The sequence below is a fragment of the Sagittula sp. genome (assembly GCF_052825245.1).
This window is the reverse complement of sequence record NZ_JBRBWD010000026.1, coordinates 35,825-50,225: the sequence shown is the minus strand read 5'-3', so window position 1 is coordinate 50,225 and position 14,401 is coordinate 35,825. Positions and strand designations below refer to the sequence as shown.

11 protein-coding genes are annotated in these 14,401 nt (G+C 65.6%); 4 read left to right on the top strand and 7 right to left on the bottom strand.

Going from position 1 to position 14,401, the window contains the following annotated elements; genetic code table 11:
- Positions 1-26 precede the first annotated feature (26 nt).
- The 3 genes from ACU0DV_RS09410 to ACU0DV_RS09400 all read left to right on the top strand — a co-directional run bounded on the left by ACU0DV_RS09410 (position 27) and on the right by ACU0DV_RS09400 (position 4,356).
- The gene (locus tag ACU0DV_RS09410) at positions 27-1,778 is read left to right on the top strand and encodes a glycosyltransferase family 2 protein (protein WP_446242280.1); all 1,752 of its coding nucleotides are present in this window, start codon (positions 27-29) and stop codon (positions 1,776-1,778) included.
- On the top strand, positions 1,775-2,719 hold the full coding sequence (locus ACU0DV_RS09405; RefSeq protein ID WP_446242211.1) for a glycosyltransferase family 2 protein: 945 nt from the start codon (positions 1,775-1,777) through the stop codon (positions 2,717-2,719). The genes ACU0DV_RS09410 and ACU0DV_RS09405 overlap by 4 nt, the downstream gene beginning before the upstream one ends.
- A 176-nt stretch (positions 2,720-2,895) precedes the next feature.
- Complete coding sequence (locus tag ACU0DV_RS09400) at positions 2,896-4,356, top strand: DEAD/DEAH box helicase (RefSeq protein WP_446242210.1); 1,461 nt, start codon at positions 2,896-2,898, stop codon at positions 4,354-4,356.
- A gap of 67 nt (positions 4,357-4,423) precedes the next feature.
- Here the strand turns inward: ACU0DV_RS09400 and ACU0DV_RS09395 are convergent, their stop codons facing one another.
- Complete coding sequence (locus ACU0DV_RS09395; RefSeq protein WP_100930236.1) at positions 4,424-4,849, bottom strand: OsmC family protein; 426 nt, start codon at positions 4,847-4,849, stop codon at positions 4,424-4,426.
- Positions 4,850-5,041: 192 nt separating this feature from the next.
- On the opposite strand from ACU0DV_RS09395, the gene ACU0DV_RS09390 reads away from it, so the two are divergent.
- Positions 5,042-5,791 carry a PilZ domain-containing protein gene (locus ACU0DV_RS09390; protein ID WP_446242209.1) on the top strand — a complete coding sequence of 250 codons (750 nt, stop codon included), beginning with the start codon at positions 5,042-5,044 and terminating at the stop codon, positions 5,789-5,791.
- Between the two features lies 1 nt (position 5,792).
- Here ACU0DV_RS09390 and ACU0DV_RS09385 read toward each other — a convergent pair whose 3' ends face one another.
- The 6 genes from ACU0DV_RS09385 to nuoL form a co-directional block, all read right to left on the bottom strand.
- A complete protein-coding gene (locus tag ACU0DV_RS09385) occupies positions 5,793-7,460 on the bottom strand; it encodes a ribonuclease J (RefSeq protein ID WP_446242208.1) in 1,668 nt (555 codons plus the stop codon).
- Positions 7,461-7,490: 30 nt separating this feature from the next.
- Positions 7,491-8,273: a type III pantothenate kinase gene (locus ACU0DV_RS09380; RefSeq protein ID WP_100930233.1), complete on the bottom strand. Its 783-nt coding sequence runs from the start codon at positions 8,271-8,273 to the stop codon at positions 7,491-7,493.
- 13 nt (positions 8,274-8,286) lie between these two features.
- Entirely contained in the window at positions 8,287-9,021 is a 735-nt protein-coding gene (locus ACU0DV_RS09375; protein WP_446242207.1) for a biotin--[acetyl-CoA-carboxylase] ligase, read from the bottom strand.
- A 126-nt stretch (positions 9,022-9,147) separates the two neighbouring features.
- Positions 9,148-10,599: an NADH-quinone oxidoreductase subunit NuoN gene (gene nuoN, locus ACU0DV_RS09370; protein WP_283980397.1), complete on the bottom strand. Its 1,452-nt coding sequence runs from the start codon at positions 10,597-10,599 to the stop codon at positions 9,148-9,150.
- Positions 10,600-10,610: 11 nt separating this feature from the next.
- Entirely contained in the window at positions 10,611-12,179 is a 1,569-nt protein-coding gene (locus ACU0DV_RS09365; RefSeq protein ID WP_100930230.1) for an NADH-quinone oxidoreductase subunit M, read from the bottom strand.
- Complete coding sequence (nuoL, locus tag ACU0DV_RS09360; protein WP_446242206.1) at positions 12,179-14,401, bottom strand: NADH-quinone oxidoreductase subunit L; 2,223 nt, start codon at positions 14,399-14,401, stop codon at positions 12,179-12,181. The genes ACU0DV_RS09365 and nuoL overlap by 1 nt, the downstream gene beginning before the upstream one ends.

Here is a 14,401-nt window from a genome sequence, read left to right as displayed (position 1 = left end):
CCAAAGGATAGCTCACCCTCGTGTTCATGAAAGACCGCTCCGCCCGTGGCATTCCCGCCCTTCTGACCCAGTACGAAGCGCGCCGCGATCCCATCGACTGCGCCCCCGGCGAAGCCCTGCCAGAGGCCGACGCAGACCTTGCCCGGCTGACCCGCACCATCGTCGAGGACCCCGACGAGGACCCGAGGTTCGCGCCGCCCTTCCGCTCCGGCTTCCATCGCAAGTCGCATGCGATCCGCAAGGAACTTCAGGGTCTTAGCGAGCTTTGTTCACTTCATGGATTACTGGTCGCGCACCTGCGCAAACGCGGCTTTCCCGATCACGCGCCCTACCTGTTCCACAGGCTCTGGGGCGAACACGCCGACCACCTGCTCGAATATCTCGACTCCCGCTGGCTGGTCTCGGCGATCACCACCTTTGGCGACCACGGGCTGACGCCGACGCAGCGTTCCACCGGCCTCGCGCTCTCCACGCTCTTCGGCGCGATGAAGCTCTACGAGACGGAGCGCCTCTATTCCGGCCTCACGCCGCAGCAGCCGTTCCCTTCGTCAAAGCGCCAGAAAGCCGCCCTGCCGCTCGACATGGACGCCTACGCGCTGGTCGGCGGCGGCCTCGACGTGAACCTCATCGCCCGCCTTTGGCAGGAGGCCTCAGAGGACCTCGTCATCGCCCCCTTAGCCCATGATTTATTGGGGAAATTGCTGAATGACGACCGCGCGCTTCCGGCCCGTCTCGCCGCCATGCGGGCCGAGAAGGAGGCCCATCGCGCCACCCGTCAGCCAGAGCCGGACGGCACGCCGCAGGGCAACAACCCGGCCCCGGTGAACGCCGGCCGCGTCCCCGCCACGGCGGCGGAACTGCGTTGGGGGCTGGTGACGACGGTGAAGGCGCCGCTCGACCAGATTGCCCGCTTTGCCGCACATCATCTGGACCTCGGCGCCGAGGCGCTGCACCTCTACCTCGACGTCCCGGACCCGCAGGCCGCGGCCTTACTCGGCGACCACCCCAAGATCCGGGTCACCACCTGCGACGCCGCCTATTGGGAGAGCCACGGCAAGGCGCGCCCCGATGCTCATCAATTGCGTCAGGCGTTCAATGCAACCCACTGTTATCACGCACATTCCGAAGGCCTGCACTGGCTCGGCCACATCGACGTGGACGAATTCATACTGGCCGACACGCCCGTCGCCCTTGCCCTCCACGGCGCAGCGCCCGACGCGGCCATCGCCCGCATCGCCCCGGCGGAGGCACTGGCCACCGACGGACCGCCGCAGCATTTCAAGCTGACCCACAAGCAGGCAGGCGTGAAGAAGGCCGACCTTCAGGACGTCTACCCGACCTTCGGGCTGCACCTTTACGGCGGGTTCCTGTCGCACACGTCCGGCAAGGTCTTTGCCCGCACCGGCATCGCCGACACCCGGCTGGGCATCCACACGCTGAAGTTCCGCGGGCAGGACGCCACCAACAAGGCCAAACCGGCGGGCCTGCTGCTCGCCCACCTGCACGCGGCAAGCTGGGAAAAGTTCCGCAATCACCTGGACTTCCGCCTTGCGCGCGGGTCCTACCGCAAGCGTTCCACCCGGCCGGAACTGGGCCAGGCCGACCTCTTCGCATTCCTGATGGAGGAGGAAGGCGAAAGCGGGCTCCGCGCCTTCTTCGACGAGGTCTGCGCCGACACGCCAGACCTGCGCGCACGACTGGCGGACAAGGGCATGCTGGTCACCCGCGACCTCGATCTGGAGGCGAAGGTCGCCCGCGTCTTCGGCCCGCTGCCATGACCGCCTGGGGCACCGTCAGCACCGTCAAGGCGCCGCTCGACGCGATCCAGCGCTTTGCCGCGTGGCACCTCGAACAGGGTGCGCACCGGGTGTACCTATACCTCGACGACGACGTGCCCGGGACGCTGGCGGCGCTCAAAGCGCATCCCCGCATCAGGGTATTGCACACCGACGCGGCCTATTGGGATAAGCGCAAGGGCCGGCCGAAGAAACATCAGGTGCGTCAGTCGCTTAACGCGCGACATTGCAACAACCGCAAGGCAGAGGTCGACTGGCTGGCGCATATCGACGTGGACGAATTCCTGCTGCCCGACCGGCCCGTGGCCGAGATGCTGGCCGGCCTGCCCGACAGCGCGCTTTGCGCCCGTGTCCGCCCGGTGGAGGCGCTGGCCCCCGGCACCGGCACGGCGGAGGGTGAGACTGCCTTCAAGGCCTTCCACCTCGACCAGCGGGCCAGGCAACAGGCGGCGGAGGACTGCTTTCCCACCCACGGCGCGCACCTGTCCGGCGGGTTCCTCAGCCACGTCGCGGGCAAGCTCTTCTTTCGGGCCGGGACCAAGGGCCTGCAGATCCGCATCCACAACGTGATCCTCGATGATGTCACCAACCCCGGTCAGGCCGATCTGCCGGGTCTGGAACTGGGCCACTTCCACGCTGACAGCTGGGAGCATTTCCTGGCCGCCTACCGTTTCCGCCTGGCCCAGGGGTCTTACCGGGCCGAACTGAAACCGCAGGTCCGCCGCGACGGGGCGCTGTCCCTGCACGACCTCTTCCGTACGATCGAGGCGGAGGGCGGCGAACCCGCCCTGCGCGCCTTCTTCGACGAGGTCTGTGTCGCCGACGCGCCGTTGTGCGACCGGCTGGATTCGCATGGGTTGCTGCGCCGCCGCGCCCTCAACCTCGAGACATTGCGCCGGAAACACTTCCCAAAAAGCACATGACCCTACGTCCCATGCGGCAATTTCACGGCAAGAGGCCACATCCGTTGACCTTTCCGCATAATTTCACTAAGGGACCACAAAGGGTTGAGAGCGCAACGACGTCAGGCCATCCGGGCCGGACCCTTCATCCATACGCGCGGGCCAAGGTTTGAGTGTCCGCAATCACACGGACACGCATGACAAAATTCTCTGATCTCGATCTCAGTCCCAAGGTTCTCAAGGCCATCGAAGAGGCCGGCTATACGACGCCGACCCCCATTCAGGCCGGTGCCATCCCCCACGCCCTCGAAGGCAAGGATGTGCTCGGAATCGCCCAGACGGGCACAGGCAAGACCGCCTCTTTCACCCTTCCGATGATCCACAAGCTCGCCCGGGGCCGCGCACGCGCCCGGATGCCGCGCTCGCTGGTTCTGTGCCCCACCCGCGAACTCGCGGCGCAGGTGGCGGAAAACTTCGACACCTACTCCAAGCACGTCAAGCTGACCAAGGCCCTGCTGATCGGCGGCGTCTCGTTCAAGGAACAGGACGTGCTGATCGACAAGGGCGTCGACGTCCTGATCGCCACGCCGGGCCGCCTGCTCGACCATTTCGAGCGCGGCAAGCTGCTGCTGACGGGCATCGAGATCATGGTGGTGGACGAGGCCGACCGGATGCTCGACATGGGCTTCATCCCGGATATCGAGCGGATCTTCTCGCTCACGCCGTTCACCCGCCAGACGCTGTTCTTCTCCGCCACCATGGCGCCGGAGATCGAGCGCATCACCAACACCTTCCTCTCCGCGCCCGCGCGGATCGAGGTGGCCCGTCAGGCCACCGCGTCGGAAACGATCACCCAGGGCGCCGTGGTCTTCACCCCGTCCCGCCGTGACCGTGAGGGCAGCGAAAAGCGCGCCGTTCTGCGCGCGCTGATCGACGCAGAGGGCGAGGCCTGCTCCAACGCGATCATCTTCTGCAACCGCAAGGTCGATGTGGATATCGTTGCGAAATCGCTGAAGAAATACGGCTACAACGCCTCCCCGATCCACGGCGACCTCGACCAGTCGCAGCGCACGCGCACGCTGGACGGGTTCCGTGACGGGTCCGTCCGCCTGCTGATCGCCTCCGATGTGGCGGCCCGCGGTCTGGACATTCCGGCGGTGACCCACGTCTTCAACTTCGACGTGCCCAGCCATGCCGAGGATTACGTGCACCGCATCGGCCGCACGGGCCGCGCCGGACGCTCCGGCAAGGCCTACACGATCTGCGTGCCGCGGGACGAGAAGTACTTCGATGCCGTCGAGAAGCTCCTCCAGAAGGAGATCCCGCGCCTCGAGAACCCGCTGAAATCGGAGGCCCCGGCAGCGGCCGAGCCGCGCTCCGACAGCCGCAAGGACAGCAAGCCCGCGGAAGAGAAGGAAACCCGCAGCTCGTCGAGCCGCTCGCGGTCTTCTTCTTCCTCCTCGTCGTCTTCTTCCTCGTCTTCGTCCAACCGGTCGCCTTCCTCTTCGTCCAGCCGCTCCGGCAGCAGCTCGAAGAACAGCCGGTCGTCTTCTTCGCGGTCCGACCGCAACGACCGCAAGGAAAGCAACATGATCGGCATGGGCGAGCACATGCCGGAGTTCATCGCGCTCAGCTTCGACGAGCGCCGCGCGGGCTGACGCCAAGGCACACTGACATGAAAAAGGCCGGCCCCGAGGGACCGGCCTTTCCTGTTTCCGAGGGCGATTATCCGAGCGTCGCCGTCATGGTGATCTCGCAGTCCAGCAGCTTCGAGATCGGGCAGTTGGCTTTCGCCGTCTCTGCCGCCTTCATGAAATCCTCCTCGGACGCGCCGGGCACCTTCGCCGCGACGGTCAGGTGGGACTTCTTGACGGCAAACCCGTCGCCTTCCTTGTCCATGTAGATCTTCGCGGTGGTCGAAATCTCGTCGGGGACAAGGTCGCTCTGACCGAGGATCATCGACAACGCCATGGAAAAGCAGCTGGCGTGCGCGGCCCCGATCAGTTCTTCCGGGTTGGTACCTGGCTTGTCTTCGAACCGGGTGTTGAACCCGTAGGGCTGATCCTTCAGCGCGGCGGATTCGGTGGACACGGTGCCCTTCCCGGTCTTGAGGTCACCCATCCATTTTGCGGAACCGGCTTTCTCGATCATGTAAATCTCCTGTCTTCTGTCTGTCGGCGCGCCTTCAGGGCACACCTCATGGCGCCCGACGGGGCGCATCGAAGACCCAACGACCCGGAGCACATCCGGTTCCTTAAACCGATCCTTAACCCGGCAGGTGAGATGGTGCGGCCGTACAAGTTGTGAATCGGCAGGGCGATGCAAGCCAATGCGACCTTTCGGATGAGTGAACGCCGTTCCCCCCGCGTTTCGATCGACCTGCGTGTCATCGCCATACAGGACGGGCTTGAAATACCGGGAAAGGTCCTGAACCTCTCCGGTGGCGGCGTGCAGATGGCACTCGACCCGATTTCCTCCGCAGCCATGCGCAGCGGTCCGCTGGAGCTCGAGATTGCGGGCATCGGGCGATATCCGTCGCGGATCGTCTGGAAGGCCGTCAACAGCCTCGGTGCCGAGTTCCTGATCAGCGACAGCATGCGCCAGCTGGTAGAGCATCGCATCGCCGCCCTTGGTCGGAGCATGAAGGAACCGACCGGCCGCAGCACGGAGCCGCCCCTGCAAATCCTGGAGGAGGTCGAGGCGCCAGAGCTGCCGTCACCCTCGTCAGAGGCGCCGGCCCCCGCCAGCACGCTGCGGATCGTGGAAACGGACCAGTTCACCGATCTGCGCCGCAGCCCGCGGATCAAGGTCAACCTGGGCGCGCGCTGTTTCCAGGGGGGGTACGACATCCCCTGCCAGATCCTCGACATCTCCGAAGGCGGCGCGCGGATGCGGTTCGATTCCATCGGGATCGCGGGCGTCCGCGACGACACCCTGAACCTGCAGATCCCCGGCTACGGCCAGTATCACGCCGATTTCCGCTGGCGGCAGGGCTCCGACGCCGGGGCGGAGTTCCGGCTGACCGACCGCCAGAGGGAGCACCTCTCCAACCGCATCCGCACCGCCCTTCGGGACGGCGCCGTAAGCGCCTGACTCAGGACAGGCGGCTGACGACGACCGTGACCTCGGGCTTCTTGCCGATCTCGTTCTGGCAGGTCTGGCGCACCACGCGGCGCAGCCCCTCTTCCAGCTTGTCGTCGTCGGTCAGGGTCTTGTCCCCGGCCCGGCCCACGAACTGGCCGAGGTCGGCCTCCAGAATGTCCACCAGCGGCACGTGGCTGCGGCCGATCTCGGCCAGCCCCATGAGGTCGCACCACGGATCGCCCAGCGGTTCGTCCTCTTCGTCGAGGATCATCGTCACCACCACGTGGCCGTTCAGCGCCATGCGGATACGGTCGCGCACGATGCCGTCCAGCGCGCCGATCTGCACCGTACCGTCAAGGTAGGTGCGCCCGGTCTCGATAAACTCTGCCACCTTGGGCTCGTTGCCCGTCAGGTCGATCATCATGCCGTTGACGGCCAGGACCCCCTGCCGCCGCCGCTCCGTCGCCAGCTTGACGTGCTCCCGAAGGTGCCGGTGCTCACCGTGCATGGGCACAACGATCTGCGGCTGCACGATGTCCTGCACGGTTTCCAGGTCGGGGCGGTTGGCATGGCCCGACACGTGGTAGTCGCCCATCGAGTCGTCGACCACGTCCACGCCCTTCTCCGACAACTGGTTCATGATGCGGATCACGTCCCGCTCGTTGCCGGGAATGGTCTTGGAGGAGAACAGGAAGAGGTCGCCCTCCTTCAGCTCGATCCCGTTGAACTTGCCCCGGGACAGCTGGGCCGAGGCCGCGCGCCGCTCCCCCTGCGAACCGGTGGCGAGGATCATCAGGTTCTCACGCGGCAGTTGCGCGGCATCCTCCGGGCTGACCACGCTCGGGAACCGCGTCAGCACGCCCGTCTCAACCGCGGCCTCGACCATGCGGCGCATCGCGCGGCCCATCAGGCAGATCGACCGCCCGGCCCGTTCACCCGCTTCGGCCAGCGTCTTCACCCGTGCCACGTTGGAGGCGAAGGTCGTCGCCACCACCATGTGCCTGGCCTCGCTCACCAGCTTCTCGACCGCGGGGCCGACGATGACCTCCGACCGGCCGGGATGGCGGTTGAACACGTTGGTGCTGTCGCAAACCAGCGCCTTCACCCCGCCCTTCGACACCTCGGCCCACAGTTCCGGGTCCCACGGCTCGCCTACCAGCGGCTGCGTGTCCAGCTTGAAGTCGCCGGTGTGCAGCACCCGGCCCGCCGGGCTGTCGATCACAAGACCGCTGCTTTCGGGGATGGAGTGCGAGATCGGCAGGAACCCCACGGTGAACGGCCCCACCGTCACGGTTTCCGGCCAGGCGGAGCAGGTCCGCACCGACTTCCCCTCCACCCCGTATTCCGCGAGTTTCTGACGGGCAAGGTTCGCGGTGAAGGCCCGCGCGTAGATCGGCACCGACAGGTCGCCGAAGGTATGCCCCACCGCGCCCACGTGATCCTCGTGCGCGTGGGTGATGAACATCGCCTCGATGCGGTTCTTGTTCTCTTTCAGCCAGGTAATGTCCGGCAGGATCAGGTCGACGCCCGGCGTGCCGTCCATGTCCGGAAAGGTCACGCCCATGTCGACGACGATCAGCCGCTCGGCCCCCGGTTTGCCGTACCCGTAGACGTAGCAGTTCATGCCGATCTCGCCGGCGCCCCCAAGCGGGAGATAGATCAATCGCGCGTCGCTCATGCCTTGGCCTCTTCAATTCGTTTGCCACGGCTACTCTGCATGAGCACGGGCCTTGTTATGTGTGTAGATCACGGTAAGTCCGTGCATTGTCAGGAATTCATCGTAGGCGTCAAATAGCGGCACCGACTGCTGGAACAAGGGCGCCAGCCCGCCGGTTGCCACGATGCGCATGGGGCGGTCGCGCTCGGCCTTGATACGGTCGCAGATCTCCCGCACGAGCCCCACGTACCCCCAGAACACGCCGGACTGCATGCACGCAACCGTATTCGTGCCGATCACCGACTGCGGGCGGGAAATGTCGACGTGCGGCAGCGCCGCCGCTGCCTGGTGCAGGGCCTCGAGACTGAGGTTCACGCCCGGTGCAATCACACCGCCGATATAGGCGCCGTCGCTGGCCACCACGTCGAAGGTGGTGGCCGTGCCGAAGTCCACGATCACCAGGTCTCCGCCGAACTTGTCGAAGCCCGCCACCGTGTTCACCAGCCGGTCCGGACCGACCGCGGTGCCGGGATCGACCCGCACGTCGACGGGCAGGCTGCACTCCGGCCGCCCCACCACGATGGGCCGCGTCTTGAAGTACCGGTCCGACAGCACCCGCAGGTTGAAGACGACCCGCGGCACCGTGGAAGAGATGATGACATCGGTGATCTCGGCCTTGATGCCCTGGAATTCCATCAGCGTCGACAGCCAGACATAGTACTGGTCGGCCGTCCGCTGATGCTCGGTCGAGGTGCGCCATGTCGCGATGAAGACCTCGCCATCCCAGATCGAGAACACGGTGTTGGTGTTGCCGCAGTCTATGGCAAGCAGCATGAGGCGTGACCTTTCAGAAGAAGACGTCCGCGGCCGCGATCGCAGTCCGGCCCTGCGGCGTGTCTAGAACAAGTTGCCCGCGGGCGTCCACCGTCTCGAAGACGCCGGTGACGGTGCGGGTTCCGGTGCGCGCGGTGATCGTCTCGCCCACGCGTGCCGCCCGCGCCAGCCAGGCCTCCCGGATCGGCGCAAAGCCGTAGGTGACAAAGGCATGTTCCCGCACGGCCCAGGCTTCGGCCAACGCATCCAGCATCCGTTCAGGCGTCACCCGGACCCCGGTTTCGGACAGCAGCGACACCGGCGGCACCGCCCCCTCCTCCACCTGCTGCGCGCCGGGCGCGGCGATCAGGTTAACGCCGATCCCCACAGCCAGGCCGCCGCCCGGCAGCCCCTCCAGCAGGATGCCCGCCACCTTGCCGCCGTTGAGCAGCACGTCGTTCGGCCACTTGAGCGCCAGGGCCGCCTCCGCACCCGTCAGGGCCGCAAAGGCATCGAACAGCGCGAGCGAGGCCACGAACGACCGCAGCGCCACCACATCCGGCGTCTCCTGCGGGCGCATCACCAGCGTGCCGGCAAAGTTCCCCTCCGGCGCCACCCAGGCCCGCCCGCGGCGCCCGCGCGCGGCGGTCTGGCGCAGGGCGCAGATCCACTCCGGCCCGGCCAGCCCCGACACGACCCGCGCCGCCTCGGCGTTGGTGCTGTCGACCTCTGCCAGCACCCGCCGCCCGTAGCCCTCAGGCCAGCCCATGCGCCCTGCCCTTCATCTTGGTCCAAATACCTTGGGGTCCGGGGGGAACCCCCGGCGTGCCGCAGGCACGAAAAAGCGACGCGCCCGCAAAGGGGCGCGTCGCCGCATGAAAACAGCCGGTCAAGATCAGTTGACCAGGGCGACCGCTGCCGCCTGCGCCGAGTCCTGCACATCCACCGTCAGGCCCAGCGGGTTGAAGACCGCCAGCACGATGATGATCGCAGACAGCGCCAGGAAACCCGACAGCAGCGGCGAGGACGACGTGTCGAGCGCGTCCTCCCGGTCTTCGCCGAAGTACATGTAGAACACGATCCGCAGGTAGTAGTAGGCCCCGATGACCGAGGCGACCACGCCCGCGACCGCCAGCCAGACCATGTCCGCCTCGACCGCGGCCATCAGCACGCCGTACTTGGCGAAGAAGCCCAGCAGCGGCGGCACGCCCGCCAGCGAGAACAGCAGCACCAGCATGGCCAGCGCACGGCCCGGTTCCTTCTTCGAATACATGCCGAGCGACTCGATGTCCGTCACCGGCTGGCCGTCGCGCTCCATCGACAGGATGAAGGCGAAGGTGCCGACGTTCATCGTCACGTAAATGGCCATGTAGATCAGCATGTTCTGCACGCCGACCTCGGACCCGGCGGCAAGGCCGATCAGGGCATAGCCCATGTGGGCGATCGACGAATAGGCCATCAGGCGCTTGATGTCCTTCTGCCCGATGGCCGCAAAGGAGCCGAGGAACATCGACAGCACCGCCAGCAGCGCGATCACCTGCCCCCAGTCCGCCGTGGCGTTGCCGAAGGCGTCGAACATCACGCGGGCGAACAGGCCCATCGCCGCAACCTTGGGTGCGGTGGCGAAGAAGGCCGTCACCGGGGTCGGAGAGCCCTGGTACACGTCCGGCGTCCACATATGGAACGGCACGGCCGAGACCTTGAACGCCATGCCCGAGATCATCAGCACCAGACCCAGCAGCAGGCCGATGGAGACATGCCCCTCTTCCGCCGTCTGGATGATGCCGGAGAACAGCGTGGTGCCCGCGTAGCCGTAGACCAGCGACGCGCCGTAAAGCAGCAGGCCGGAGGACAGCGCGCCCAGCACGAAGTACTTCAGACCCGCTTCGGTCGACTTCACGCTGTCACGGCGCAGCGACGCGACGACGTACAGCGACAGCGACTGCAGCTCGAGGCCCATGTAAAGCGACATCAGGTCGCCCGCCGACACCATGACCATCATGCCGACCACGGCCAGCGAGACCAGCACCGGGTACTCGAACCGCAGCAGGCCGCGACGCGCCATGTAGCCTTCGCTCATCAGCAGCACCGCCGCCGCGGAGATGAGGATCAGCACCTTCGAGAAGCGCGAGAAGCCGTCCGACTGGAACATGCCGCCGAATGCGCTCTGTGCGCCCTCGCCCGTCGTTCCGATCCAGAAGGCCAGAACCACGAACAGCGCCGCGGTCGCCCATGTGAGCGCCGGGGCGAGGTCGTCCTTCGCGGTGTAGACCGCGCCGACCAGTGCCACCATCGCGTAGACCGACAGGATGATCTCCGGCAGGATGATGTTCAGATCTGCTGACATCTGTCGCCCCCTTAGTGTTCAGATTCGGCCACTTGGGTGGCGTCGCCACCCCGGCCCGCGCTTTCCAGCGCCATGTCATATTTCGAGACGAGTGCCTCCACCGACGGTCCGATCCGGTCGAGGATCGGTGCGGGGTAGACCCCCATCCAGATGGTCATGACGACGAGCGGCGCGAAGATCGCCTTTTCCCGTGCGGTCATGTCCTTGATGGTCTTCAGGCTTTCCTTGATGAGGTCGCCCATCACCACGCGGCGGTAAAGCCACAGCGCATAGGCCGCCGACAGGATCACGCCGGTCGCGGCACCCGCCGCCACCCAGGTGTTGACCTGGAAGATCCCCGCCAGCGTCAGGAATTCGCCGATGAACCCGGAGGTGCCCGGCAGGCCGACGTTGGCCATGGTGAACAGCATGAAGATCAGCGCGTAGGCCGGCATGCGGTTCACGAGGCCGCCGTAGGCGTCGATCTCTCGCGTGTGCATCCGGTCGTAGATCACGCCGACACAGAGGAAGAGCGCGCCGGAGATGAACCCGTGAGAGATCATCTGGAAGATCGCCCCGTCCACGCCCTGCTGGTTCGCCGCGAAGATCCCCATCGTGACGTAACCCATGTGCGCGACGGACGAATAGGCGATCAGCTTCTTCATGTCCTCCTGCACCAGCGCCACGAGCGAGGTGTAGATGATCGCGATCACCGACAGCGTGAAGACGAAGTTCGCCATCACGTCCGAGCCCACCGGGAACATCGGCAGCGAGAAACGCAGGAAGCCGTAGCCGCCCATCTTCAGCAGGATCGCCGCCAGCACCACGGAGCCCGCGGTCGGCGCCTGAACGTGCGCTTCTGGCAGCCAGGTGTGCACCGGCCACATCGGCATCTTCACCGCGAAGGAGGCGAAGAAGGCGATGAACAGCATGGTCTGCAGGCCGCCCACCACCGGGATGCCCAGGACCGAGAACTCCTCGGACGCGAACTGGTGGGTCAGCAGCGACACGTCGCAGCCCCCGATGCAGGTCGTGCCCGCGTCGGCATACATCGCGACCATGGCCACCAGCATCAGCACGGAGCCGAGGAAGGTGTAGAGGAAGAACTTGAACGATGCGTAGATGCGGTCCTTGCCGCCCCAGATGCCGATGATCAGGAACATCGGAATCAGGCCTGCCTCGAAGAAGACGTAGAACAGGACCAGGTCCAGCGCCATGAACACACCCAGCATGAGCGTCTCCAGCATCAGGAAGGCGATCATGTATTCGGTCACGCGGTGCTTCACGTCCCACGAGGCCCAGATCACCAGCGGCATCATGAAGGTCGTCAGCATGACGAACAGGACAGAGATCCCGTCGACGCCCATCCGGTAGCTGAGGCCCATCAGCCACTCGCCCTCTTCCACCATCTGGAAGCCGGTGTTCGACGCGTCGAACTGCGCGAGGATGAACAGGGATATGATGAAGGTCGCCGTCGTGGCGATCAGCGCAAGGTACTTCGCATTGCGCTGAGCCGCCGCATCGCTGCCGCGCAGGAAGACCGCAAGGATCAGGGCCGCCAGCGCAGGCAGGAAGGTGACGATGGAAAGAAGGTTGGCCATTACTGCGCCCCTCCGGAGATGGTCATCCACGTGATCAGGACCGCGATCCCGATCACCATGGCGAAGGCATAGGTGAAGATGTAACCGGACTGCGCCCGACCGGCGAGACGGGTGACCCAGGGCACGATGCCCATGGCCAGACCGTTGATCCCGCCCTTGATGATGGCCTCGTCACCACCCTTCCACAGGATGCGGCCCAGCTTTTTCGAGGGCTGCACGAAGAGGAAGTCGTAGATCTCGTCGAAGTACCACTTGTTCAGCAGGAAGAGGTACAGCGGACGCTGGTTCTCTGCCAGCTGCTTCGGCATCGCCGGGTTGACGATGTAGAACCAGTAGGACACCGCGAAACCGATCAGCATGGCGATAAAGGGGCTGACCTTGACCCAGACCGGCGCATGGTGCGCGTCGTCCATGACGGTGTTGTCCGCGGCCATGAAGATCGCGCCCTGCGGCGCCATGCCGGCAGACCCGTGGTCCCCCTCGGCGGCATGGGCTGCATCGCCCTCGCCGTCCGCTGCGGCCACGTCTTCGCCGTTAGCCTCGTCCGAAACTGCGTCGCCCGTCGTTTCGGTGTCGGCGGCAACGGCCTCGTCCGCGCTGGCTTCTTCGTTCACCGCGTCCGCGGCGCCCTGAAGATCGGCCACGTCCTCCGCATGCGCGGCGTCGCCCTCAGCCACCTCTTCATGGTGCGCCGGGATGCCGAAGAAGGCGTTGACCCGGGCGTGGTCACCGAAGAACGATCCGTACCAGACCATGCCGGAGAAGATCGCGCCAAGTGCCAGCACCCCCAGCGGGATCAGCATGACCTTCGGGCTTTCGTGCGCGTGCTCATGCGTGTGCTTGTTGCCGCGCGGCTTGCCGAAGAAGGTCAGGAAGATCAGGCGCCACGAGTAGAACGACGTGAACAGCGCCGCGACGACCAGCATCCAGAAGGCGTAACCGCCGGCGGTGCCCGCCCATGCGCTCTCGATCACCGCGTCCTTCGACAGGAAGCCAGCAAAACCGATATGGGTCAGAGGAATGCCGACGCCGGTGATGGCCAGCGTGCCGATCATCATCGCCCAGAAGGTGTAGGGCAGCTTCTTCCGCAGACCGCCATAGTTCCGCATGTCCTGCTCGTGGTGCATGCCGTGGATCACGGAGCCCGCGCCGAGGAAGAGCATCGCCTTGAAGAAGGCGTGCGTGAACAGGTGGAACATCGCGACGGAATAGACGCCAACGCCCGCTGCCACGAACATGTAGCCCAGCTGCGAACAGGTCGAATAGGCGATCACGCGCTTGATGTCGTTCTGCACGAGACCCACGGTCGCCGCGAAGAAGGCAGTCGAGGCACCCAGGAAGGTGACAAAGGCCATCGCGTGCGGCGCGTATTCCATCAGCGGCGACATGCGGCAGACAAGGAAAACGCCCGCGGTCACCATGGTCGCGGCGTGGATCAGCGCCGACACAGGGGTCGGGCCTTCCATCGCGTCCGGCAGCCAGGTGTGCAGGAACAGCTGTGCCGATTTGCCCATCGCACCGATGAACAGCAGGAAGGCCGCAACTTCTGCCGCGTTCCACGTCCCCCAGAGGAAGGTGAGCTGCGTCTCGGCCAGCGTCGGTGCGGCGGCAAAGATGTCGTCGAAGCGCACGGAATCCGTCAGGAAGAACAGCGCGAAGATGCCCAATGCAAAGCCGAAGTCGCCGACCCGGTTGACCACGAAGGCCTTGATGGCGGCGGCGTTGGCGGACGGCTTGCGATAGTAGAAGCCGATCAGCAGGTAGGAGGCGACACCCACGCCTTCCCAGCCGAAGAACATCTGAACGAGGTTGTCGGAGGTCACCAGCATCAGCATGGCGAAGGTGAAGAACGACAGGTACGCGAAGAAGCGCGGCTTGTAGCTTTCCTCGCCCTCGCGGAAGTTCTCGTCGTGCGCCATGTAACCGAAGGAATACAGGTGCACGAGCGACGAGACGGTAGTGACGACGATCAGCATGATCGAGGTCAGCCGGTCCAGCCGGATCGACCAGTCGGTCGACAGCGTGCCGCTTTCGATCCAGCGCAGGATCTGGACGTGCTCGGTCTCCGGCCCGTGGGTCAGGAAGGTGATCCACGAGAAGAAGCAGGCCAGGAACAGCAGGCCCGTGGTGATCCACTGGGCGCCACGGATGCCGATGAATTTCCAGCCGAAGCCCGCGATGAGAGCGCCCGCGAGGGGCGCAAACAGGATGATGCTCTCCAT